Below are 23,142 nucleotides of genomic sequence, written 5' to 3'. Positions count from 1 at the left end.
CGTACGGCGCCGGTGGCGATCGTCGGGATGGCCGCCCTCTTCCCAGGGGCCGGGGACCTCGACGAGTACTGGCGGAACATCGCGGGCGGCGTGGACTCGATCACCGATGTGCCGGCCGGGCGGTGGGACGAAGAGTTCTACGCGCCGGAGGGGCCGGGCCGGGCGGATCGCGTCTACTGCCGGCGCGGGGGCTTCGTGGATGAGGGGATCGCGTACGACCTCACGCGGTTCGGCGTCATGCCTGCGTCGGTCGCGGGGACGGAGCCGGATCAGCTGATCGCGCTGGACGTCGCCGACCGGTCCGTGAAGGACGCGGGCGGGTACGGGGTGCTGCCCGCCGACCGGCAGCGGGCCGGGGTCGTACTCGGCCGGGGCGGCTACCTCACGCCGGGTCTGGCCCGGCTCGACCAGCGGGTGCGCACCGCGCACCAAGTGGTGCGCACACTCCGCGAGTTGCTGCCCGAGCTCGCGCTCGACGAGGAGCGGTTGGAGCGGATCCGATCAGCCTTCGCCGAGCAACTCGGCCCCGAGCAGCCGGAGTCGGCCATCGGACTGGTCCCGAACCTGGCCGCGTCCCGCATCGCCAACCGCCTGGATCTGCGCGGCCCCGCCTACACGGTGGACGCGGCATGCGCCTCCTCGCTCGTGGCGGTGGACCACGCGGTGCGCGAACTCGGCTCGGGCCGGTGCGACATCATGCTCGCGGGCGGTGTGCACCACTGCCACGACATCACGCTGTGGAGCGTCTTCAGCCAGCTCGGCGCGTTGTCGCGCAGCCAGCGCATCCGCCCCCTGCACCGCGCCGCCGACGGCGTGCTGATCGGCGAGGGCACGGGCATCGTGGTCCTCAAGCGGCTCGCCGACGCGGAACGCGACGGCGACCGCGTCTACGCCGTGGTGCGCGGCACGGGCGTGGCCGGGGACGGCCGCTCGGCGAGCCTGTTCAACCCCGACTCCGGCGGTCAGGTGCGCGCGGTCCGCCAGGCGTGGGAGGCGGCGGGGCTCGATCCGAGGGCTGAGGACTCCGTGGGCCTGCTGGAGGCGCACGGCACCGCCACTCCGGCGGGCGACGGGGCCGAACTCGCCACGCTGGCCGCGGTTTTCGGCCCGCACGGGCCGGCCGCCTTCATCGGCTCGGTGAAGTCCATGATCGGCCACACCATGCCGGCCGCCGGCATCGCCGGTCTGATCAAGGCGGCCCTGGCACTGCACCACGGCACCCTCCCTCCCACCCTGCACTGCGACGACCCCCACCCGGCCCTCGCCCGCACCCGCTTCGTCCCCCTCAACCGCGCCCGGCCATGGGCGGCCCCCACGAGCGGCGCGCCGCGCCGAGCGGGCGTCAATGCCTTCGGCTTCGGCGGAATCAACGCCCATGTCGTGCTGGAGGAGGCGGCGGGCGGGGTCCATAAATCCCCTGCCCCCGCCCGCGCCTCCGTAGTCGAGCCGGAGCGGGTGCTGCGGCTGGCGGAACCCTCGCCAGAGGCGCTGGCGGCGGTACTCGCCCAGGACGACGCGGCGGTGCTGGCCGCCGGGCTGGACGAGCGGGACCGGGTGACCGAGCCGTGCCGGTTGGGGATCGTCGACCCCACGCGGCGTCGGCTGGCGCTGGCGCGGAAGGCCGTGGCGAAGGGCCGGCCCTGGCGAGGGCGCAGCGACGTGTGGTTCAGTCCGCGTCCGCTGCTCGGCGCGGCCGGGGGGCGTACGGCGTTCGTCTTTCCCGGCCTGGAGGCCGAGTTCGAGCCGCGCGTCGACAAGCTGGTGGAGCGATTCGGCCTCGACTGGTCGCCCTGCGGGGCGGAGGTCGGGGACGTCGGGCGGCACGGTGCGGCCGTGTTCCAGCTGGGCCGGGTCCTCGACGCCGCCCTGCGGCGTCTCGGCGTGGCGCCCGACGCCGTCGCCGGGCACAGCGTCGGCGAGTGGACCGCCATGGCCTGCGGCGGCATGCACGCGGCGGACGAGGTCGACGCGTTCCTGGCCGACTTCGACCCCGACGCACTGCGTGTGCCCGGCGCCGCCTTCGCCGTGCTCGGCCTGCCCGCGGACCGGGTACGCGCCGAACTGAACAGCTGCGACGGCAGCGACGGCTCCGACAGCTGCGACTGCTCCGACGGCTGCGACGGCGTGGTGCTCTCGCACGACAACTCGCCGAACCAGTCGATGATCTGCGGCCCGCACGACGCGGTCACCGCGATCGTGCTGCGGCTGCGGAAGCGGGACGGCGTGATCGGTCAAGTCCTGCCGTTCCGCTCCGGGTTCCACACGCCGATGCTCGCGCCGTACCTCGCGCCGATCCGCGCCGCCGCCGAGGCGTACACGCTGCGCCCGCAGTCCACCCCGGTATGGTCGGCGACGACCGCCGCGCCATATCCCCAATCACCCGACGCCGTACGGGAGTTGTTCGTCAGGCATCTGCTGGAGCCCGTGCGGTTCCGGCTGCTGATCTCCGCCATGCATGACGCGGGCTTCCGCGCCTTCGTCCAGTTGGGCGCAGGTCAGCTCGGTTCGCTGATCGACGACACACTGGCCGGCCGGGACCGGCTCGTCGTCTCCGCGCACGCGGCGGCGCGGGACAGTCTGGCGCAGCTCCGCAGGGTGGTCACCGCGCTGTGGACGGAGGGGGCCGAGCCGAACGCGGCTCCGCTGCTCGCTCCGCACGGGCCGGTCGCCGTCTCCGCTGCTGCCCCGGCCGCACACCCCGCCCGTCCCGGCTTCCGACTGAACCTCGGCGGGGCGCTGGTGTCACTGCCGGCCGAGGCCCGGGGAATCCTCACCGATCGCCCGGCCGCCGCAGCACCTGGCAGCGGCCCGTTGGCCCGCCTCGAACGGCTCGGGTCCGGGTCCCCGATAGCCGCCGAGTTCTCCGCGCTGCTGACCGACACCGCCGACACCGCCGCCGATCTCCTGGCGGCCGTCCGGCACGGATGCGCCCGGCCCGCCGGCCTGGAGTCGCCTCGGCCCCGGCTGCCCTCGCGCCGCGTCGCCGCCGGGCCCGTGCCCGTAAAGGAATCACCATCTCCACGGCCGTACGGGCGTGTCCTGCGCATCGACGTCGAGCGGATGCCCTACCTGCTCGATCACTGTTTCTTCCGGCAGCGGCCGGGGTGGCCCGATGCGGTGGACCGGTGGCCGGTGGTGCCGGCGACCACGGTGGTCCGGCACCTCATGGAGATCGCCGAGGGCACGGCGGGCCCCGGACTGCGGGCGGTGGCGGTGCATCAGGTGCGGCTGCTCAAGTGGATCGAGGCGATTCCGGCGATAGATGTGCCGGTGACGCTCCGTCAGGAAGTGGAGAATCGCGTCGAGGTGGAGCTCACCGGGTCCTCCCGTGCCGTCGTCGAGCTGGCCGCCGGGGCGTACCCGTACCCGAACCCGCCCGCGCCATGGCCCGTCGATCCGGCCGCCGAGCGCGTACCGGAGATGCGGGCCGAGCAGCTCTACAGCGAGCGGTGGATGTTCCACGGTCCGCGCTTCCAAGGCGTCACCGAGCTGACCGCGATCGGCGACCGGCATGTACGCGGTCTGCTCACCGCACCGGCGGCGCCCGGCGCGCTGCTCGACACCGTCGGGCAGCTGCTCGGGTACTGGGTCATGGCGACGCTCGCCGAGCGCACCACCGTGTTCCCGGTGGGCATCGACCGCATCCGCTTCCACGGCCCGGAGCCCGGCCCCGGCACGCGTCTCATGTGCGCGATCCGCATCACGGAGGTCACCAACAGCACGCTCACCGCCGACATGCAAGTGATGCAAGAGGGGCGCGTCTGGGCCGAGTTGACGGGGTGGACGGACCGTCGGTTCGACACCGATCCCGGAATTCGGGCGGTGGACCGGTTCCCGGGCGAGAACACACTGTCCACGCTGCGGCCGGAGGGCTGGGCCCAGGTCTGCGAGCGCTGGCCGGACCTCGCCACCCGTGAGCTGATCATGCGCAACATGCTCGGCAGCGCCGAACGCGCCCAGTACGAGCGGCTCTCCCCCGTCCGCCGGCGGCACTGGCTGCTAGGGCGGATCGCGGCCAAGGACGCGGTGCGCGGCCTGCTGTGGCGGGAGGGCGCGGGCGACATCTACCCGGCCGAGATCGCCGTACGCAACGACGCGTCGGGGCGGCCCTCCGTGCACGGCGTGCACGGGCGAGCGGTCGACGGCGTCGTCGTCTCCCTCGCGCACTGCGCGGAGACCGGGGTCGCCATCGCCCGGCGCGGCCCGTGCGGCATCGATGTCGAAGAGGTCACGGAACGGCCCCGGTCGACCGTCGAAGCAGCTTGCGGAGACGCGGAGTTGAGACTTCTCGACGAGCTGACGGCGCAGGGCGGACAAGGCAGAAACGACGGAAACGGCAGAGAAGGCGGCGAAGGCGGGCAGGCCGGCGGGGCCGTGTGGTTCACGCGGTTCTGGGCGGCCAAGGAGGCCGTCGCCAAGGCGCGCGGCACCGGGTTGCGCGGTCGGCCGGCCGACTTCCGGGTGGTGGCGGCGGGCAGCGACCGCCTGCGCGTAGTGGCCGGGGGCGTTCCGTACGTCGTACGGGTGCGGGGAACCGCCAATCCGCCGGGCCTGCCCGCCCGGAGTTACGTGGTCGCGTGGACGGCCGCCGACGAGCAGCCGGCCGACGAGCCGGCAGAGGACGCAGAGGAGACAGGAGAGCGGGATGACCACCACTGACGTTACGGGGCTCACGACGGCCGGGGCGGGAGCGGGGGCGGCGACGGGCGCACCCGGCTCCGACCCCGCGTCCGTACTGGCCGACATCAGCGGCATGCTGCGGGAGCTGCTGGCGGAGTACGGGCTCGACGACGCCGAGATCGCGCGCGAGACCACCTTCCACGACGACCTGGAACTGGAGAGCGTCGACCTGGTGGGACTCTCCGGAGCGCTGCGCGAGCACTATGGGGACCGGGTCAATTTCGCCGCGTTCATCGCCGATCTCGAACTCGACGAGATCATCGCGCTGACGATCGGTCAACTCGTGGACTACGTGGTGGAGTCGCTGCGTGCCGCCGGCTCCCCCGAACAGGACTGACCTCATGGCCAAGATCCGTACCGGTGGGATCACCACGCACGTCCAGCGCCTCGACGCCACCGCGCCGCCGCCCGGCGGGCAAGGCGTGGCGCCGCTGGTGGTGTTCGTCCACGGCCTCCTCACCGATAGCCTGGCCAGCTACTACTTCACCCTCGGTCCGGCCTTCGCCGCCGAGGGGATCGACGTGGTCATGTACGACCTGCGCGGGCACGGCCGCAGCGACCGCCCGCGCACCGGTTACCGCCTGGAGTGCTTCGTCGACGACCTGGTCGCGCTGCTCGACGCGCTCGGCGAGCGGAGGCCGGCGCATGTGGTGGGCAATTCGTTCGGCGGCACGGTCGCGGCGGCGACCGCCGCGTGGCACCCGGAGCGCGTGGCGACCGTGACCATGATCGAGTCGGAGCCGCCGGTGGCGGAGTGGAACCGGCACATGGCCGTCGGGCTCGCCGACGCGAAGGACCGGCTCGTCCGCGAGGAGGTCATCGGGTGGATCCACGCCGAGCACGGCGCGCACACGGCGCGGCTCTCCCGTTCCGCCGGCCGCATCCTCCAGGCCACGACGCTGGCCGAGGACGTACCGGCGAGCCGTGTCATCGACGACGACCTGCGGGCGATCGGCTGCCCCCTGCTCGCCGTCTTCGGCGACGAGTCGGGGCTGTCCGCCCAAGTCCCTTCCCTGGAGGCGAAACTGACGGATTGCCGAACCGTCGTCCTGCCGGACCAGGGCCACTCCGTACTGGTGGAACGCACCGCCGAGACCCGCGAGATCCTGCTCTCCTGGGTGCGGGAGCACGCGCTGTCCGGGGCGGCGACGCCGTGACCCGCTTCCTGTTCGTCGTGCCCCCGCTGGTCGGGCACGTCACCCCCCTCCTCGGTGTCGCGGAGGCGCTCCGCGCACGCGGGCACCGGGTGGCCTGGGCGGGCCACGCCGACCAGCTCCGGGACCTCGCGGGAGCCGATGCCGCGGTCTTCGGCTGCGCGCTGCCCGGCGGGGAGCTGAGCAGGCCGCCGAAGCTGGCCGGGCCCGCGGCGTTCCGGTTCCTGTGGGCGGAGTTCCTCCTCCCGCTGGCCGAGCTGATGGCGCCCGGCGTGGAGTCCGCGATCGGGGCGTTCGCGCCGGACGTGATCGTCACCGACCAGCACGCCGTCGCGGGCGCGCTGGTCGCCGAGCGCCACGGCATCCCGTACGTCACCTCGGCCAGCACCTCCGCCGAACTCGCCGATCCGCTGGCGGGCATGCCGAAGGTGGCCGCCTGGCTGAACGGTCTGCTGGGCGGGTTGCGGGAGCGCCTCGGCGACCCGGCGCACCGCGGCGACCCCCGGTTCTCGCCGCACGGGGTCATCGCCTTCACCAGCCGGGCGCTGCTCGGCGACGCCGAACTGCCGCACGATCGCGTGTACTTGGTGGGCCCGGCCATCGCCGCCCGGCCCTCCCCCTCCCTCTCGCCCTCCGCCCGCCCCGGCTTCCCCTGGCCGGAACTGGACCCGAGCCGCCGCGCGGTGCTCGTCACCCTGGGCACGGCCAACGCGGACGCGGGCGGCCGGTTCCTGGCGGAGGCGGTGGCCGCGCTGGACGCCGCGCGCGACCGGGTGCGGGGCATCGTCGTCGACCCCGGCCGTACCCTCGCCGGGGCCGCCGTGCCGCCCGACGTGCTGGTACGTCCGTACGTACCCCAACTCGACCTGCTCCCCCGCCTCGATGCCGTCGTCTGCCACGGCGGCCACAACACGGTGTGCGAATCGCTGTGGCACGGAGTCCCGCTGGTCCTCGCGCCGATCCGTGACGACCAGCCGATCGTGGCGGGGCAGGTGGTGGCGGCGGGGGCAGGGGTGCGGGTGCGGTTCAGCCGGGTGGACGCCAAGGGGCTGGGCGCGGCGATCGACGCCGTGCTCGACCCGGCGGGCGGCCATCGCGCGGCGGCCGAGGCGATCGGGGATTCCTTCCGCGCGGCGGGCGGCACGATGGCGGCCGCGGACCGCCTCGAAGACATCGCTGCTATCGCTGCTCGGGCGGCGGGGTGAGCGGTACGGAGGGGCGACCGACCGGCGCCGGACCGTCGTGATCAGGGCCCGCGCCGCGTCGAGGGCGTCCGCCCATCGCGGCGGACGCCCCCCTCCGAGCCGGTCGGCTATTCAGTCGCCGTCCTCACCCGGTAATGCGGTTGAGGGCCGCGAAGTATCCGACCCGGTGCCCGTCGGCATTCGGGTGGTATGACTCGTTCAGCTTGTTCCACTCAAGGCTGGTCACCCACTCCGATTTCCCGGAGCAGATCGTGTGCGGGTCGAACACCGGCCGGGCGTCGAGGAAGGTGAAACCGGCTTCCTTGGCGCGCGCCGCGGTGATGTCGGCCAATGTGTCGGCAGCGGAATTCAGGGCTTTGCGTTCGGTGTCGCTCAGGCCGAGAATGCCGCAGTCGCCGCCGATCGTGTAAAGGCGCGGATATCCGATGACGACGACCTTCGCGGCCGGGGCGGCCTTGCGCACGGCGGCGTACGTCCGGGCGAGCGCGGGCGAGAGCTTGCCCGTGGCGGCCTGCTTCGCGGCCTCGATCCCGGCCAGGCAGTCCTTGTCGTCGACGGTGAGGATGCAGTGCGTCAGAACGTCGACGAACCCGACGTCGTTGCCTCCGACCTGCAACGTCACCAGACTGGTGTCCGGGGTGAGGGAGCCGGTCTGCGACTTCTCGACATCGGCCGTGGTCGCGCCGGAGCACGACGCCTCCACGAATCCGACGGTGGGGTGGGCGGCGTGCCACAGCCGCGGATAGGCGAGCGGCCCGCGGCGGCAGGCGTCGTCGGGGTTGTCGTACTTCCGGGTGCCGACGGCCACCGCATAGGAGTCGCCGAGAGCGACATATTTTCCTGCGGCGGAATGTCTCGTCGGGGTGGCCTGCGCCTGGGTTGTGGCGGCGGCCAGAGCGGTGAACGCCAGGAGTGCGGCGAAAAGTAACCTCATGGAGCGCATGGTGGTGCCTCTCCGATGGTGGGGGGGATGGGACACCACAGGATTAGCAGTTGAATTACTCCCTGAATACTCATGTACATGACAAACCGATCACGATTCGATATACCTTCCGGAAATCATGATCCAATAGCGTTCACGCATTGATCGCATTGACCTGTCGTCGCGGTGACCACCGCCGCTCGCCGTCCGCGGCAGCCCCCTCACCTCGCCAGCGCCGCCGCCCCCGAAGAAGCCTGCTCCTCCGCCCGTACGCGGGCCGCGGCCGCCTCCGCGGCCCGCCCCAGGCGGTCGGCGAGGCGGGCCTGGGCGAGCCAGTTGTACGGGCAGACGGGCCGCAGGTTGATGCGTTCGCTGACGAGGGTGCGGGCGGTGTCGGCGCGGCCGGAGCGCAGGGCCGCTTCCAGCAGGGTCTTCTGGATCGCGTCGCGCTGCGCGTGGCTGCCGCCGAAGTCGTTCAGGCGGTAGCGGACGGGGGCCAGCAGGTCGACCACGCGCCCGTACCGCCGCTGCCCGTAGGCGATCAGGGCCCGGCAGACGGGCAGTCCGATCCGCTCGGTCATGGCGTGGTTGGTCACGTCGGGCCGCGCGTCGGCGAGCCACGCCTCGCGGTCCCGTACGAGGCGTTCGGCGTCGGCGAAGCGGTCCGCGCCGACGTACGCCATGACGGCGTGCACGTCGTTGAAGGCGTAGTACGGGGCGTCGCGGCGGGCCGCCCAGGCGTCGGCGAGCGCCGTCCGGCGCGGGCCGGCGTCGTGGTCGGCGAGCAGCAGCCGCCACAGCAGGGCGGAGGCGTCGAGGAGTTCCATCGCCAGGCCCTCGGACCGGTCGTTGTGGAGCACGGCGTCGTAGATCTCCAGCACCCGCCGCATGTCGCCGGCCTCCAGGGCGTAGAGGCAGTAGTGCCACCAGTTGTGCACGTTCAGGTAGTTGCCGGCGGCCCAGTCGTCGGTACGGGCGTCCAGATAGCGGATGCCCTCCGCGAACTGGCCCCGCATCTCGTAGGTGTGCACGACGGCGTGGATGCCCCAGACGTCGCGCGGGTCCCGCTCGACGGCGGCGAGCGCGGTCTGCTGGGCGCGGCTGTAGTGGCCGGTCTCCTCCAGCCCGAACGCGTACATGCCCAGCACCTGCCCGTACTGCGGGTCGCCCTCGGGCCAGGCGGAGAGGGCGCCGCCGACGCGGTCGCGCAGCCGGGCGGCGTCGCCGGTGAAGAAGTCGATCTGGTGCCCGGCGGCCAGTGCGAGGACGTCGAGGGGGTATTCCACGGTGATCTCGCCGAGCAGCGCGCTGGCCCGGCGCAGGTCGCCGGCGAGCCAGGCGGTGGCGGCGGCGATGTGCATGCGCTCGCGCGCGGTCGTCCCGGCGGGGCAGGACTTCTGATAGCGGGCGAAGGCGTCGCGGGAGGCGGCGGCGTCCTTCTCCTCGGTGCCCAGCAGCCCGAGGTAGGCGGCGAGGACGTTGCCCATGACGGAGTGGGGCGAGGCGTCGAGGAGCGCCCGCGACTCGTCGGCCACCTCGCCGCGGAAGAGGAGCAGCGCCTCCAGCGCGTTCTCGTAGTGGGCCAGGGCCTGCTGGCCGGTGTGCGACATCGCGTGGCCGTGCCGGTCGGTGTCCGTCATGGTCCCCTTCGACTCCCAGACCCTCTGGTGTCCCCTCCGCCCCCGCCTTACCGTGGCAGCGGTAGGAATGCCGTCCGATCGCTTGTCATGTCCTTGTTGAAGATTACCGACAAGAGGTGCGTCTTGTTCCTCCCCCACAGACGGGTCCGTATGCGCGGCGGCCCGCTCCGCCGGTCCGGCGCCGTCGTCCTGCTCCTCGGGCTGCTGGCCGCGCTCGCCGCCGGGCCCGCGCGGGCCCATCCCGACCCCGCGCCCCCGAGCCGGCCGCCGCTCGCCCGGCCCATCGACCCGCAGAACTGGCGCAACCCCGACGACATGACGTGGGCCGACTACCGGGCCGTCCCGGGCGCCCACTGGGCCGACCCCGGCGCCGAGCCGACCAAGCGCACGTTCAAGGGCGCGCTCGTGCTGCTGGACTACCCCGACGAGGAGTTCACGGTCAGTCAGCCAGCCGGCTCGACGGTCTTCGGCAATCCGCAGCCCACCGCGTCGAACGTGCCGCGCGCCCAACTGCCGCGCTTTTACCAGGACTTGCTCAACAAGCCCGGCAAGCTCAACCACGGCCACACCATCAACGAGTACTGGATGGAGGACTCCGGCGGCCGCATCGGCGTCGACCTCACCGGCTTCGGCACATACCGCATGCCGTTCAAGTCCTACCAGTACGGCATCGAGAAATCGATGAACCCCGGCGCCTGCCCGGTGGGCGACGTCTGCGGCAAGGACATCCGCACCGACGGCAAGGCCGCCTGGACCGCCGATGTGGGCACGGACCGCACCAAGGAGTTCGACTTCGTCTTCTACCTCACCGCCGGGCAGGACGAGTCCGCGGCCTGGCAGGAGTTCGGCCAGATGAAGTTCGCGAGCCCCAAGGACATACCGTCCGCCTGGGGCCCGCCCTCACCGATCGCCGGCGGCGGCAACGCAGGCGCCACCCGCTATGTCCCGTGGACCTCCTGGCAGGCCGCCGCCCGCATCTGGCCCAACGCCGAGGACGGCTCCTCCACCCAGGCCGAGAGCTCCGGAATGGCCGTGTACGCCCACGAGTTCAGCCACATCCTCGGCATCGCCGACAACTACAACAACCCCTACGGCTCGCCGCCCCGGCGCGCGTACACCGGCATCTGGAGCATGCTCTCGCGCGGCTCCTTCAACGGCCCCGGCGGCCCGCACACCCGCTGGCGGATCCCGGCGACCGAGGGCGCGACGATGGGCTCCCAGCACGTGCTGCGCGACAAGCTCAAGCTCGGCATCGTCGACGAGAAGAACGTTCTGCGCCTGGACCGGGACGCCCTGGCGGGCTCCGGCCTCGCCGTCGCCCGCGTCACCGCGCGCTCCGCGCCGCCCGGCGAGAAGGGGCTGTCCGGCGTCAACATCACCATGAGCGGCGACCGCGAGCCCGCCTGCTCCCCCGCGACGGATCCGATGTGCGACGGCGGCGGCTACGACAACTACACCGTCGAGGTCGTCGACCGCATGGGCATGGACTCCTTCACCCCGGACCACGGCGTACTGCTCTCGAAGACCAAGGACAAGGACCGGGCCCCCTTCGCGTGGGTGATCGACGCCCACCCCGAGGACATCGACATGGTGGACTTCAAGCGGCCCGACGGCACCCCGCAGAAGATCACCATCGGCGACTACCGGCAGCTCAGCGACGCCCTCTTCCACGCGGGCGCGGACTCCGGCAGCAGCTACGAGTACGTGGACCGGGCCAACCGGCTGCACTTCTACGTCCTCGACATCGCGCGCGACGCGTCCGGCGTGCTCAGCTACACCGTCGCCGTCAAGTCCCTGGACGGCGCGGGCCCGCAGCGCCGCGGCCTGGAGCTGCGCCGCGGCACCGCGCACGGCTCGCCCGCCAAGAGCCGCGCCGTGTGCACGTTCCCGCTGACCAACACCGGCGGCGCGGGCAGCGCCCCGCACCTGTCCTCCGACGTCTACCGGCTCTCGGCCGCCGGCGCCGCCCGCGGCTGGTCGGCCTGGCTGCCGAACCGGCTCGCCACCGCGAAGGCCGGGCAGACCGTCACCGTCCCGGTGTCCGTCACCGCCCGGCCGGACGCCGCGCGGCACGGCCGCGTCACGCTCGACGCCCGCTCCGAGAGCGACCCGCGCCACCACGTACGGGCGACCTGCGACCTCGACCGGTAAAGATCGGCTTCCACGCGCCCCGGGACCGGACACCACGGCCCCGGGGCGCCGCCGCGTCGGGCAGCCGCCGATGCCCGAACGGGCCCCAAACGGAGCTCAGTCGGCCCAAGCGGGGCGGCCATTACATCCGACATATCCCTCATCACGCATCTGACCAGCGGTGACACGCGCCGGAAAACGGGCACGAACGGGCCTCATCGATCTCTCGGAGCCCCTGTTCACCATCACCCCGGCGCTTGTACAAACATGCCAGGCGCCCGATCGGGCGTCGCTCCGCAGCAGACCGCAGGGAAGAGTGCCGTGAACACCGAGGAACGCCGACGAGGGATCCTCCAACTCGCTCGGCGGACCGGAGGCGTCGATGTCACCGGTCTGGCCGCCGACTTCAAGGTGGCGAAGGAGACGATCCGCCGGGACCTGCACGTACTGGAGGAACACGGGCTGGTCCGGCGCACGCACGGCGGGGCGTACCCGGTCGAGAGCTCCGGGTTCGAGACCACCCTCGCCGTCCGCACCACCCAGCTCGTGCCGCAGAAGACCCGGATAGCCGCTGCCGCCGCCCGGCTCCTCAGCGACGCGGAGACCGTGTTCATCGACGAGGGGTTCACCCCGCAGCTGATCGCCGGGGCGCTGCCCCGCGACCGGCCGCTGACCGTCGTCACCGCCTCGCTGGCCTGCGCGCAGGCCCTGGCCGACGCCGAAAAGGCCACGGTCCTGCTGCTCGGCGGCAGGCTGCGGAGCGGCACGATGGCGACCGTGGACCACTGGGCCACCAAGATGCTCGCCGGATTCGTCATCGACCTGGCCTTCATCGGCGCCAACGGGATCTCGCGGGAACACGGCCTGACCACGCCCGACCCGGCCGTCAGCGAGGTGAAGGCGCAGGCGGTGCGCGGCTCCCGGCGGCGGGTGTTCGCGGGGGTGCACACCAAGTTCGGCGCCGTGAGCTTCTGCCGGTTCGCCGACGTCGCCGACGTCGAGGCCATCGTGACCGACACCGGTCTGCCGCCGGCCGAGGCCCAGCGCTACACCCTGCTGGGTCCGCAGGTCATCAGGGTCTGATCCCCCGGACCCGGCCGCTCACTTCAGCACCGCCTCTCACCCGTACACCCCCCTCAGCCCACCCGCATGACCCCGCCCGAATGATTACCCGCGCCCGAATGCCAGGAGGCTCCATGCCCCTTCAGCACCGACACCGGGGCCGCGGCACACGCATACGCGTGGCCGCCGTCACGGCCGCCCTCCTCGCCACGAGCACCGCGTGCGCCGGAGCGGGCGGCACCGGCTCCGGCGGCGACACCATCAATGTGCTCATGGTGAACAACCCGCAGATGATCGAGTTGCAGAAGCTCACCAAGGCCCATTTCACGAAGGAGACCGGCATCAAGGTCAACTTCACGGTGCTACCGGAGAACGACGTCCGCGACAAGATCAGCCAGGACTTCTCCAACCAGGGCGGCCAGTACGACGTCGCCACCATCAGCAACTACGAGGTCCCCTTCTTCGCGAAGAACGGCTGGCTGCACCCGCTCGACGACTACGTCGCCAAGGACGCCGCCTTCGACCAGAAGGACATCCTCCGCCCCGTCACGCAGTCGCTGACCGCCGAGGACGGCAAGCTCTACGCCGAGCCCTTCTACGGCGAGTCGTCCTTCCTCATGTACCGCAAGGACGTCTTCGCCCAGAAGGGGCTGAAGATGCCGGACCGCCCGACGTGGCAGCAGGTCGCCGACCTCGCGGCCAAGGCCGACGGCGCGCAGTCCGGCATGAAGGGCATCTGCCTGCGCGGCCTGCCCGGCTGGGGCGAGCTCATCGCGCCGCTGACCACCGTCGTCAACACCATGGGCGGCACCTGGTTCGACAAGGACTGGAAGGCGCGGCTGGACTCCCCGGAGTTCAAGAAGGCGACGAAGTTCTACGTGGACCTGGTCCGCTCGCACGGCGAGACCGGCGCCGCGCAGTCCGGTTTCGCCGAGTGCCTCAACAACCTCACCCAGGGCAAGACGGCCATGTGGTACGACGCCACGTCCGCCGCCGGTTCCCTGGAGGCCGCCAACTCCCCCGTCAAGGGCAAGATCGGCTACGTACCGGCGCCGGTCGACCGTACGGACAGCTCGGGCTGGCTCTACACCTGGGCCTGGGGCATGGAGAAGGCGTCCCGGAACACCGAACGGGCCTGGAAGTTCATCTCCTGGGCCTCCGGCAAGAAGTACGAGGAACTGGTCGGCGAGAAGAGCGGCTGGGCCAACGTGCCGGGCGGCCGCCGCGCCTCCACCTACGCGCGCCCCCCGTACAAGGAGGCCGCGTCGGCCTTCTCGGACGTCACGCTCCAGGCCATCCGCTCCGCCAAGCCGAACGACCCCGGCGTCCAGCCGCGGCCCGCGCCCGGCATCCAGTTCGTCGGCATCCCCCAGTTCACCGACCTCGGCCTGAAGGTCTCGCAGGAGATCAGCGCCGCCATCGCCGGCCGCCAGTCCGTCGACGCGGCCCTGAAGAAGTCGCAGGCGCTGGCCGAGAAGACCGGAGGGAAGTACCGGTGACCACTGCCCTGAACGAGTCGCCGCGGACCGTCGGCGCACCGCCGCGCCCCGTCGCGCCCGTACGCCGCGGCGGGAAGCGCGCCTGGGCGCGGCGCGCCCCGCTCATGCCCGCCCTGGTGTTCCTGATCGTCGTCACCCAGCTGCCGTTCGTGGCGACGCTGGTGATCTCGCTCTTCAACTGGAACGCGCTCGCCCCCGACGCCCGCCGCTTCGCCGGGTTCGACAACTACATCACCGCCGCGTCCGACGCCGACCTGCGCAAGTCGGTCCTCACCACGATCCTGCTGACGGTGACCGTGGTCCTGGTCTCCGTGGTGCTCGGGCTGCTGCTCGCGGTGCTGCTGGACCGCAAGTTCCGCGGCCGGGGCCTGGTGCGGACCCTGCTCATCACGCCGTTCCTGCTGGTGCCCGTATCCGCCGCCCTGCTGTGGAAGCACGCCCTCTACAACCCCGAGTACGGGCTGCTCAACGGTGCCTGGACGTGGATCGCGGGGCTCTTCGGGGACCACTCGCCGGCCCAGCCGGACTGGGTGTCCGGCATGCCGCTGGTCGCGGTCGAGACCGCGCTGGTGTGGCAGTGGACGCCGTTCATGATGCTGATCCTGCTCGCCGGCCTCCAGAGCCGGCCCGCCGAGATGATGGAGGCGGCCCGGCTAGACGGCGCGAACGCCTGGCAGATGTTCCGCTTCCTGACCCTGCCGCATCTGCGCCGCTACCTGGAGCTCGGCATCCTGCTCGGCTCCATCTACGTCGTGCAGAACTTCGACGCCGTGTTCACCATCACCTCCGGGGGGCTGGGCACCGCCAACCTCCCGTACACCATCTACCAGACCTTCTACGGAGCCCATGAGTACGGGATGGCCTCCGCCGCCGGGGTGCTCGTCGTGATCGGCACGATCGTGATCGCGACCTTCGCGCTGCGGGTGGTCTCGTCCCTCTTCCGCGAAGGAGGGAACCAGGCATGACCGCCATCGCCACGACGTCCCTGCCGCCCATGGCCCGCCGGGCCCGCCGCCGTTCCGCCGCGCTCGGCCTGCTGGCCTGGGTCGCGGGCATCCTGTTCTGCCTGCCCGTCTTCTGGATGCTGCTCACCTCGCTGCACTCGGAGCCGGACGCGGCGACCAACCCGCCGTCGCTCACGGCGTCGCTCACGCTGGACGGCTACAAGAAGTTCTTCGGCGCGGGCGGCGGCGCCGACCCCGCGCCCGCGCTGCTCAACTCGGCGACGGCGAGCCTCATGTCGACGCTCTTCGTCCTCGTCCTGGCGCTGCCGGCCGCGTACGCGCTGTCCATCCGCCCGGTCCGCAAGTGGACCGACGCGATGTTCTTCTTCCTCTCCACGAAGATGCTGCCGGTGGTGGCCGGGCTGCTGCCGATCTACCTGTTCGCGAAGAACGCCGGGCTGCTGGACAACGTCTGGCTGCTCGTCATCCTCTACACGTCGATGAACCTGCCGATCGCCGTGTGGATGCTCCAGTCGTTCCTCGCCGACATCCCCGTCTCCGTCATCGAGGCGGCGCATATGGACGGGGCCGGGCTGCCGACGGTCCTCGTGCGCATCGTCGCCCCGCTGGCCGGCCCGGGCATCGCCGCCACCTCGCTGATCTGCTTCATCTTCAGCTGGAACGAGATGCTCTTCGCCCGGGTCCTGACCGGGGTGGTCGCCGAGACCGCCCCGGTGTTCCTGACCAGCTTCGTCACCAGCCAGGGCCTCTTCCTCGCCCAGCTCTGTGCCGCGTCGGTCGTCGTGTCCCTGCCGGTGCTCGTCGCCGGCTTCGCCGCCCAGGACAAACTCGTCCAGGGCCTTTCGCTAGGAGCGGTCAAATGAAAGCTGCGCTCATCGAGGCGCCCGGCAAGGTATCGGTCACCCAGGTGCCCGACCCCACGCCGGGGCCGCGCGAGGTCGTCGTCGACGTCGCCGCGTGCGGGCTGTGCGGCACCGATCTGCACATCCTCCAGGGCGAGTTCGCTCCTGTGCTGCCCGTGGTGCCCGGCCATGAGTTCGCGGGCGAGGTGGTCGGCGTCGGCGGCGACGTGACGGAGGTGTCCGTCGGCGACCGGGTGGCGGTGGACCCGTCGCTGTACTGCCACGAGTGCGCGTACTGCCGGGCCGGGCGCGGGAACCTCTGCGACCGGTGGGGCGCGATCGGCGTCACGGTCGCGGGCGGCGCCGCCGAGTACGCGGTGGCGCCCGTCGCGAACTGCGTGCGCCTCCCCGACCACGTGGACGTACGCGACGCCGCTCTCATCGAGCCGCTGTCCTGCGCGGTGCGCGGCTACGACGTGCTGCGCTCCACCCTCGGCGCGGAGGTCCTGATCTACGGCTCCGGCACCATGGGGCTGATGATGCTGGAACTCGCCAAGCGCACCGGCGCCGTCAGCGTCGACGTCCTCGACGTCAATCCGGAGCGGCTGGCCACGGCCCGTTCGCTGGGCGTCTCGCGGGCGGCCGCGAACGCCGACGAGCTGGACCGGCCGCAGGGGTGGAACCTCGTCGTCGACGCCACCGGCAACGCCGCCGCCATCCAGGACGGCCTGGGCCGCGTCGCGAAGGGCGGCACGTTCCTCCAGTTCGGCGTCGCCGACTACGCGACGACGGCGGTCATCGAGCCGTACAAGATCTACAACCAGGAGATCACCATCACCGGCTCGATGGCCGTCCTGCACAGCTACGAGCGGGCCGCGGCCCTCTTCGCCGGCGGCGTCCTCGACCCGTCCGTCTTCATCAGCGACCGCCTCCCGCTGGACGACTACGCCGAGGCGATCGACCGCTTCAAGGCGGGCAAGGGGCGGAAGATCGTGGTGACGCCGTAGGGGCTCCGCCCGGTGGGGTCCCACCGGTCCGCCGTCCGTCGCCTGCCCCCGGAGCGGCGACGGCGATACGGTCACTCGTCAGGGCGGTGGGGCGGACGGCCGTACGGAACCGCGCCGGGCTCATACGGGCAGCAGTGCCAGGGGGCTGCCGGTCGGTGCGGTCGAGCCGCCGGCGGGCTCGACCGTCACCCCCACCCCGTCCGCGCCGCGGGGCGTGCCGGTCAGCAGCGTCGCACCGCCGGCACCGCCCGGTGCGATCAGCCCGGCGGGGACCATCGTGCCGCCCCGGCTGTACCAGAGCTGGTAGACGCGGGAGTCCGGCAGCGCCGGCAGCCCGTCGTAGACGAGCGCCGAGCGGCCCTGTCGCTCCGAGGCGACGAGGGTCGCGCTGCCGCCGCCCTTGAGCGCGGCGGTGTGGAAGGCGGCGTCCGGGGCGGCCATCAGCGAGCTCAGGGCAGCCGCCCGCTGCTCGGCGCGGGCGGCGCTGTCGCGCTGCCGGCCGGCGTCGTGCCGCGCGTCGAGGGCGAGCCCGCCGGCGGCCAGGGCCGCAGCCAGGCAGGCGGCGGCCGCGAGCTGCGGCAGCCGGTGCCGCAGCCGGCGGCGCGGCGGCACGACCGCGGCCTCGCGCCGCGCGGGCGGCAGCTGCCGGACGCCGGGCAGTGCCGCCATCACGCGCGTACGCAGCTGCGCCGGAGGCACTTCGGCCACCGCGACCGCCAGCCGGGCCGCCGTCTCGCGGAGCTCCCGCACCTCGCGGGCGCACGCCGGGCACCGCGCGAGGTGGCTCTCGAACTCCGCCGCCTCCTGCCCGGACAGCGCGCCGAGCGCGTACGCACCGGTCAGCGTGTGCAGATCGACGGTGCTCACGCCGCCACCCCCAGGCAGTCACGGAGCCGGATCAGCCCGTCGCGCAGCCGCGTCTTGACGGTGCCGAGCGCCGTGCCCAGCACCTCGGCGGTCTCCCGGTAGGTGTAGCCCCGGTAGTAGGCCAGCGTCACCGACTCCCGCTGCAATTCGGTGAGTTGACCGAGGCAGCGCCGCACCTGCTCCCGTTCCAGGCGCCGTTCGACCTGCTCGCTGACCTCGTCGAAGGGGACGGAGGCGGCGCCTGCCCCGGCCCGCTGCTCGCGGTCGGCAGCCGCCTGCGCGGAGCGCACCCGGTCCACCGCGCGCCGGTGGGCCAGCGTCATGATCCAGGACATCGCGCTGCCCTGCCGCGCGTCGAAGCGCGCGGCGGACCGCCACACCTCGATGAGCACGTCCTGGGCGACCTCCTCGGACTGGGCGGGGTCTCGTACGAGCCTGCGCACCAGTCCGAGCACCGTGCCGGCCACCGCCGTGTACAGGCTCTCGAACGCCTGCTGGTCGCCGCGCGCGACGCAATCCAGCAGGGCCTCCAGGGCGCCGTGGGCGGGGGCCGGGTACGGGTCGCCGGGGGCCGCGACGGGCATGGTCGCCTCCGAACTGCGGGGTGGCGGGGGAAAGTACGGTGCCGGTCCTTACTTCTCGGGGAGCCCTTACTTCTTGGGGAGCAGGACGCTGTCGATGAGGTGGACGGTGGCGTTGGCGGTCCGCACATTGCCGCAGACCACGTTGGCCGAGCCGTCGACCTTGTACGACTCGCCCGAGCCGGACGTCGTGAGCTTGCTCTTCGCCAGGGTCTCGTAGGAGCCGTCGGCCAGTTGCGCCGGGGCGATCCTCTCACCGACGACGTGCCCGGTGAGGATCTTGGTGAGCATCTCCTTGTCGGCCAGCACCTTGTTCAGCTGGTCCTTGGGGATCTTGTCGAAGGCGTCGTTGGTCGGCGCGAACACGGTGATGTCCTCGGCGCTGTTGAGCGTGTCCACCAGTCCCGCCTTCTTCACGGCGGCCACCAGCGTCGACAGGGCCGGGTTGTGGGAAGCGGCCGTGGCGACCGGGTCCTCGGCCATCCCGTCGAAGCTGCCTTCGCCGTCCTTGGGCACCGTCGAGCACGCGGGCCCGAAGGGCTTCGCGGCGGTGCCCATGCTCTCGTCCCCGCCGCCGGTCTCCGAAGGCCGCTGCTCCGCCGAGGACGAGCCGCCGGCCGACGTGTCCTTGTCCTTGTCGCTGCCGCCGCCGTCGGAGCAGGCGGTCAGGGCGATCGGCAGCAGCGCGGCGGCGGTGACGGCGAGGGCGGCGCGACGGCCCAGGCGGGAGGTGATGCGAGTGTTCACGGTGTGCTCCAAGTGGTGTGTGGGTGTTGGTCGTTGATGTGGGGGTTGGTACTGGTGTCGAGGTGGTGCGGTGGGTCGGCGCGCTTCGGCGCTCCGGGCCGTACGAGCAGGTGTCGGGCATCGGCGTCAGGCCACGGTGACCACCACCGAGTGCCGGCCCGAGGCGCCGTCCGGGATGGTGCGGGTGCGCTCGGCGGTCTGTACGTAGCCGGTGCGGTCGGTGGCCCGTACGTGCAGGGCGTGGGTGCCGGGCGTGGCCCGCCACGCGAACGACCACTGCCGCCAGGTGTCCACGCCCGCCTCGGCGGCCAGTTCGGCCCGCTGCCAGTCGCCGTCGTCGACGCGCACCTCGACGCCGTCGACGCCCTTGTGCTGGGCCCAGGCGACCCCGGCCACGGTGACGGCGCCGGCTTTGACGTTCGCGAACGGCTTGGGGGTGTCGATGCGCGACTGCGTCTTGACGGGCGCCTTGGCGGCCCAGTCGCGTCGGACCCAGTACGGGTCGTACGCGTCGAACGTGGTCAGCTCGATGTCCTTGATCCACTTGCAGGCCGAGGCATAGCCGAACAGGCCGGGTACGAGCATGCGCACCGGGAAGCCGTGCTCGAACGGGAGCGGCGCCCCGTTCATGCCGACCGCGAGGAGCGCGTCCCGTCCGTCCAGCACGGTCTCGACGGGCGTGCCGAGCGTCATGCCGTCCACGGACCGGGCGACGAGCTGATCGGCCGGGCCGCCTCGCGACGGCGCCCGCACCCCCGCCTCCCGCAGCACGTCGGCGAGGGGCACGCCGAGCCAGCGGGCGGTCCCGACGTACGGGCCGCCGACCTCGTTGGACACGCACGTCAAGGTGGTGTCCCGCTCGATCAGGGGCCGGCGCAGCAGGTCCTGGAAAGTCACGGTGAGCGGCTTGCCGACGCCTCTGCCGTGTACGCGCAGCCGCCAGCCGCCGACGTCCACGCGGGGGACGGTCAGCGCGGTGTCCACCCGGTAGAAGTCGCGGGCGGGCGTGGTGAACGGGGTCAGGCCGGGCAGCTTCAGGTCCACGCCGCGCGGCAGCGGGGGCGCGGGGGAAGCGGGCGCGGGCAGCCTGACCCCGGCGCGCGACTCGGCGGCCCGTTCGGCGTCGGCGGCGTTCAGCGAGCGGCCGAGCGGTCCGGCGACGGCAGCCGCCGCCGTGGCCCCGGCCAGTCCGAGGACGAAGCCGCGGCGGTCGACGCCGGAGCCCTCCCCCGGCATGGCCGCGGCCGCGCCGGGCGACGGCAGCCGCGAGGCCAGCAGATACAGCACCACCGCCGCCGCGACGGCCCCGACGAGGGAGGGGACGGCGTCCAGCGCGCCCGGCGAGTCGGGACGGCTCGTCGCCGCCAGGGCGCCCACGGCCCCGAAGACGAGCACTCCGGCCGGGGCCGCGCGCCGGAAGCGCGGGGCCAGGGCGCCGAGGGCCATGGCGAAGAGGGCGAGTACGGCGACGATGCCGAGTCGCAGGACCAGCTTGTCGTCGGCGCCGAAGTTCCGGATGGCCCAGACCTTGACGGCCGCGGGCGTACGGTCGATGGCCGCGCCGCCGACCGCCGTGACAGGGCCGGCCTCGGGACGTACGGCGACGGCCGTCAACTCGGCGACGGCGAGGGCCACGTAGCCGGCGACCAGGCCGCTCAGCGCGCCCAGTGCGGCGTGGAGAAGACTCTTGCGCCACGTTCTCATGCCCCGTATTCGGAGCGGGGGCGCGGGCGGATTGGTGGAACGGCGAAGAGTTTTCGGGAGGGCGAGCGGCTCAGATGCGGCGTGAGCGGCGAGCGCAGGGGGGTGGACGCGCGCCGAGGCGTGTACGCCTGGCGCGTGCCGGGTGTGCAAATGTCCGTGTTTCGTAAAGGGCAGCCGCTTCCTCAGTCACGGCACTCACGGTGGGCCACAGTGGGGCTCGCCCGGCGACAGGCCAGGCATCAGGTAACAGCAGCCCCAGAACAAAGGGCTGTTAGCAGGAGGTTCACGTGATCCGTTTCGCACCGCGTCTCGCCACCGCTGTCCTGGGCTCGGCCGCCATGGCCGCCGCCCTGGCCCTGCCGGCCTCGGCCGCCGGCCATCACACGCCGGGCAAGCACCGTTCGCCCATCGTGCTGGGCGCCGTCCAGGCCGACAGCCCCGGGCACGACGACCATTCCGACCGCAGCCTCAACGCGGAGTGGGTCACCGTGAAGAACACCGGCAACCGCCCGGTCAACCTCAAGGGCTGGACCCTCACCAGCGACTGCACGCACAAGGTCTACCGCTTCCGCCACCTGAGTCTGGGCGGTCACAAGAGCGTCCGGGTCCACACGGGCCGGGGCCACGACACGGCGCGTGACGTCTTCCAGAACAGCCGCGAGTACGCGTGGGACAACCACCGCGACACCGCCACGCTCCGCAACGCCGACCACCACACCGTGGACACCAAGCACTGGGGCCACAGCCACCGCTGACCGGGCTCCCCGCCACCGCACGACGGTGCGCCGCAACCACCAGGCTGCGGCGCACCGCCATGTCCGGGGCGGACCGCCTCAGGACACCAGCCACGCCTGATTCTGCGTGCCCTTGCACCCGGCGAGGCGGACCTTGGACGTGCCCTTGTCATACGTCAGGCAGTACCCGTCGGCGTACCCCAGCTTGATCGTCCCGTTGGGGGTGCCGGCGGCCGACACCAGCCATGCCTGGTTCTGCCTGCCGTTGCACGCGGCGGTGCGGACCTCGCCCGTGCCCTTGTCGCCCTGTAGGCAGTACGCCTGCGCGTACCCCAACTTGATCGTCCCGTTGCGGTCGCCGACGGCCGACACCAGCCACGCCTGGTTCTGCCTGCCGTTGCACTGGGCCACGCCGACCTGCGGCGTATTCGTGACGTTCGCCAGGCAATACCCCTTGGCGTACCCCGTCTTGATCGTCCCGTTGGGGTCCCCCACCTTCGCCGAGGCGCTGCCCGGCGCGAGAGCCGCGCAGCCCAGGCCGACAACGACCAGGGCCGACGCCACGGCGCGGACCTTCGGGTACGAGCGCGGGACACGGATACCGTCGAACACGAGCGACTCCTAGGGATGCGTACAGAGAACGACGGCGAAACCGTGCCCGCCCCCACTCCCCTATAGACACCCATCCCACCCAAACCACCCCTGCGGGTAACAACCTCCGCGCGGCTCACGCCGGGGTCGGCTCCGTCCAGAACCGACGCCCCCGACGCTTGCGGACAGGCTCACGCCTGTCCGTACTCAGTCCCACCACAGCACGACGGACAGTCCCCGCCGCGCCGCGTCCAGGTAGAACTCCCTCAGAGCCGTGAAGTGCTCCGCGAGGTAGGCCAGTTGGTCGCCCGTGAAGCCGTCGCCAACCACGGTTCCGCGACGGCCTTCCGGGATCGCGGCCCATACCTCCTCCCAGTCCAGCTCGGCGAGCCCGGCCGCGACGCGGGCCACCGAATCCGGAGCCAGAGCCGTGGGAGGAGGCCCGAAGGAGCCGGTGGCTTCCGGATGGCGCAGCATCGAGACGTCGACGTCCAGGTCACCGCCCACGGCGCGCTGGAGCGCTTCGAGCAGGCGCGGGCGGACGCCGGCGAGTTCGCAGGCATGGACGAGGGGGCGCGGCGCCCAGTCGAGGTCGATCCAGTCGTCGTCAGGCGGGTACCACTCCGGATCGGCGTCGGCGTTCGCAGCGGCCGAGGCGCGGCATCGGGCGAGGTACGCCTCGGTCACGCGGGCGAGTTGTTGAGTCACAGCCATACGGGCAAGTGTCCTTGCCGCCTCGCCGACCGGCGACAACGGGCCTGCCCGGCGCCCCCCCCCGGGCGAACAGCCCAGGCATCGACGTATCGGCGTTC

19 protein-coding genes are annotated in these 23,142 nt (G+C 72.4%); 11 read left to right on the top strand and 8 right to left on the bottom strand.

The genetic code is table 11. The annotated features are described in order from the left end of the window. The first annotated feature begins 12 nt into the window (after nt 1-12). The 4 genes from AB0I49_RS00920 (at nt 13) to AB0I49_RS00905 (ending at nt 7,039) form a co-directional block, all read left to right on the top strand. Nucleotides 13-4,659 carry a beta-ketoacyl synthase N-terminal-like domain-containing protein gene (locus AB0I49_RS00920; RefSeq protein WP_363224570.1) on the top strand — a complete coding sequence of 1,549 codons (4,647 nt, stop codon included), beginning with the start codon at nt 13-15 and terminating at the stop codon, nt 4,657-4,659. A 94-nt stretch (nt 4,660-4,753) separates the two neighbouring features. Continuing rightward, nucleotides 4,754-5,017, top strand: a complete 264-nt coding sequence (locus tag AB0I49_RS00915; protein WP_363224952.1) for an acyl carrier protein — start codon at nt 4,754-4,756, stop codon at nt 5,015-5,017. A 4-nt stretch (nt 5,018-5,021) separates the two neighbouring features. Then, nucleotides 5,022-5,837 (top strand): alpha/beta hydrolase, encoded by an 816-nt coding sequence (locus tag AB0I49_RS00910; protein ID WP_363224568.1) that lies wholly within the window; start codon nt 5,022-5,024, stop codon nt 5,835-5,837. Continuing rightward, entirely contained in the window at nt 5,834-7,039 is a 1,206-nt protein-coding gene (locus AB0I49_RS00905; protein ID WP_363224567.1) for a glycosyltransferase, read from the top strand. The genes AB0I49_RS00910 and AB0I49_RS00905 overlap by 4 nt, the downstream gene beginning before the upstream one ends. Nucleotides 7,040-7,163: 124 nt before the next feature. On the opposite strand, the gene AB0I49_RS00900 is transcribed toward AB0I49_RS00905, so the two are convergent. Next, complete coding sequence (locus AB0I49_RS00900; protein ID WP_363224566.1) at nt 7,164-7,973, bottom strand: SGNH/GDSL hydrolase family protein; 810 nt, start codon at nt 7,971-7,973, stop codon at nt 7,164-7,166. Nucleotides 7,974-8,182: 209 nt separating this feature from the next. Beyond that, entirely contained in the window at nt 8,183-9,601 is a 1,419-nt protein-coding gene (locus AB0I49_RS00895) for a tetratricopeptide repeat protein (RefSeq protein WP_363224565.1), read from the bottom strand. A 150-nt stretch (nt 9,602-9,751) separates the two neighbouring features. Here AB0I49_RS00895 and AB0I49_RS00890 point away from each other — a divergent pair, with 150 nt between their 5' ends. The 6 genes from AB0I49_RS00890 to AB0I49_RS00865 all read left to right on the top strand — a co-directional run bounded on the left by AB0I49_RS00890 (nt 9,752) and on the right by AB0I49_RS00865 (nt 17,106). Continuing rightward, nucleotides 9,752-11,752: a M6 family metalloprotease domain-containing protein gene (locus AB0I49_RS00890; protein ID WP_363224564.1), complete on the top strand. Its 2,001-nt coding sequence runs from the start codon at nt 9,752-9,754 to the stop codon at nt 11,750-11,752. A 300-nt stretch (nt 11,753-12,052) separates the two neighbouring features. Next, nucleotides 12,053-12,814 carry a DeoR/GlpR family DNA-binding transcription regulator gene (locus AB0I49_RS00885; protein ID WP_363224563.1) on the top strand — a complete coding sequence of 254 codons (762 nt, stop codon included), beginning with the start codon at nt 12,053-12,055 and terminating at the stop codon, nt 12,812-12,814. Between the two features lie 113 nt (nt 12,815-12,927). Then, complete coding sequence (locus AB0I49_RS00880) at nt 12,928-14,292, top strand: sugar ABC transporter substrate-binding protein (RefSeq protein WP_363224562.1); 1,365 nt, start codon at nt 12,928-12,930, stop codon at nt 14,290-14,292. After that, nucleotides 14,289-15,257, top strand: a complete 969-nt coding sequence (locus AB0I49_RS00875) for a sugar ABC transporter permease (protein WP_363224561.1) — start codon at nt 14,289-14,291, stop codon at nt 15,255-15,257. The genes AB0I49_RS00880 and AB0I49_RS00875 overlap by 4 nt, the downstream gene beginning before the upstream one ends. Next, the gene (locus AB0I49_RS00870) at nt 15,254-16,120 is read left to right on the top strand and encodes a carbohydrate ABC transporter permease (protein WP_363224560.1); all 867 of its coding nucleotides are present in this window, start codon (nt 15,254-15,256) and stop codon (nt 16,118-16,120) included. Before AB0I49_RS00875 ends, AB0I49_RS00870 begins: the two co-directional genes overlap by 4 nt. Next, nucleotides 16,117-17,106: a zinc-dependent alcohol dehydrogenase family protein gene (locus AB0I49_RS00865; protein ID WP_363224559.1), complete on the top strand. Its 990-nt coding sequence runs from the start codon at nt 16,117-16,119 to the stop codon at nt 17,104-17,106. Before AB0I49_RS00870 ends, AB0I49_RS00865 begins: the two co-directional genes overlap by 4 nt. A gap of 120 nt (nt 17,107-17,226) precedes the next feature. On the opposite strand, the gene AB0I49_RS00860 is transcribed toward AB0I49_RS00865, so the two are convergent. The 4 genes from AB0I49_RS00860 to AB0I49_RS00845 all read right to left on the bottom strand — a co-directional run bounded on the left by AB0I49_RS00860 (nt 17,227) and on the right by AB0I49_RS00845 (nt 21,005). Beyond that, nucleotides 17,227-17,973 carry an anti-sigma factor gene (locus AB0I49_RS00860; protein ID WP_363224557.1) on the bottom strand — a complete coding sequence of 249 codons (747 nt, stop codon included), beginning with the start codon at nt 17,971-17,973 and terminating at the stop codon, nt 17,227-17,229. Continuing rightward, nucleotides 17,970-18,557: an ECF RNA polymerase sigma factor SigK gene (gene sigK, locus AB0I49_RS00855; protein WP_363224556.1), complete on the bottom strand. Its 588-nt coding sequence runs from the start codon at nt 18,555-18,557 to the stop codon at nt 17,970-17,972. The genes AB0I49_RS00860 and sigK overlap by 4 nt, the downstream gene beginning before the upstream one ends. A 66-nt stretch (nt 18,558-18,623) precedes the next feature. After that, entirely contained in the window at nt 18,624-19,289 is a 666-nt protein-coding gene (locus AB0I49_RS00850) for a fasciclin domain-containing protein (RefSeq protein ID WP_363224951.1), read from the bottom strand. Nucleotides 19,290-19,427: 138 nt separating this feature from the next. Then, complete coding sequence (locus AB0I49_RS00845) at nt 19,428-21,005, bottom strand: molybdopterin-dependent oxidoreductase (protein ID WP_363224555.1); 1,578 nt, start codon at nt 21,003-21,005, stop codon at nt 19,428-19,430. Nucleotides 21,006-21,292: 287 nt separating this feature from the next. On the opposite strand from AB0I49_RS00845, the gene AB0I49_RS00840 reads away from it, so the two are divergent. Continuing rightward, a complete protein-coding gene (locus AB0I49_RS00840; protein WP_363224554.1) occupies nt 21,293-21,760 on the top strand; it encodes a lamin tail domain-containing protein in 468 nt (155 codons plus the stop codon). Between the two features lie 78 nt (nt 21,761-21,838). Here the strand turns inward: AB0I49_RS00840 and AB0I49_RS00835 are convergent, their stop codons facing one another. Together AB0I49_RS00835 and AB0I49_RS00830 are read right to left on the bottom strand one after the other, a co-directional pair. Beyond that, nucleotides 21,839-22,351 carry an RICIN domain-containing protein gene (locus tag AB0I49_RS00835; protein WP_363224553.1) on the bottom strand — a complete coding sequence of 171 codons (513 nt, stop codon included), beginning with the start codon at nt 22,349-22,351 and terminating at the stop codon, nt 21,839-21,841. A gap of 186 nt (nt 22,352-22,537) precedes the next feature. Then, nucleotides 22,538-23,044, bottom strand: coding sequence for a DUF1877 family protein (locus AB0I49_RS00830; RefSeq protein WP_363224552.1), 507 nt, complete (start codon nt 23,042-23,044; stop codon nt 22,538-22,540). Nucleotides 23,045-23,142 lie beyond the last annotated feature (98 nt).

It is taken from the genome of Streptomyces sp. NPDC050617 (genome assembly GCF_040654795.1).
Classification (GTDB): Bacteria; Actinomycetota; Actinomycetes; order Streptomycetales; family Streptomycetaceae; genus Streptomyces.
This window is presented reverse-complemented; position numbering and strand designations above follow the sequence as displayed.

Coding starts and splice junctions, on each gene's coding strand:
- sigK (WP_363224556.1), bottom strand. CDS start 18,557: ATGCCCGTCGCGGCCCCCGGCGACCCGTACCCGGCCCCCGCCCACGGC.
- AB0I49_RS00915 (WP_363224952.1), top strand. CDS start 4,754: ATGCTGCGGGAGCTGCTGGCGGAGTACGGGCTCGACGACGCCGAGATC.
- AB0I49_RS00900 (WP_363224566.1), bottom strand. CDS start 7,973: ATGAGGTTACTTTTCGCCGCACTCCTGGCGTTCACCGCTCTGGCCGCC.
- AB0I49_RS00910 (WP_363224568.1), top strand. CDS start 5,022: ATGGCCAAGATCCGTACCGGTGGGATCACCACGCACGTCCAGCGCCTC.
- AB0I49_RS00890 (WP_363224564.1), top strand. CDS start 9,752: ATGCGCGGCGGCCCGCTCCGCCGGTCCGGCGCCGTCGTCCTGCTCCTC.
- AB0I49_RS00880 (WP_363224562.1), top strand. CDS start 12,928: ATGCCCCTTCAGCACCGACACCGGGGCCGCGGCACACGCATACGCGTG.
- AB0I49_RS00845 (WP_363224555.1), bottom strand. CDS start 21,005: ATGAGAACGTGGCGCAAGAGTCTTCTCCACGCCGCACTGGGCGCGCTG.
- AB0I49_RS00870 (WP_363224560.1), top strand. CDS start 15,254: ATGACCGCCATCGCCACGACGTCCCTGCCGCCCATGGCCCGCCGGGCC.
- AB0I49_RS00865 (WP_363224559.1), top strand. CDS start 16,117: ATGAAAGCTGCGCTCATCGAGGCGCCCGGCAAGGTATCGGTCACCCAG.
- AB0I49_RS00830 (WP_363224552.1), bottom strand. CDS start 23,044: ATGGCTGTGACTCAACAACTCGCCCGCGTGACCGAGGCGTACCTCGCC.
- AB0I49_RS00895 (WP_363224565.1), bottom strand. CDS start 9,601: ATGACGGACACCGACCGGCACGGCCACGCGATGTCGCACACCGGCCAG.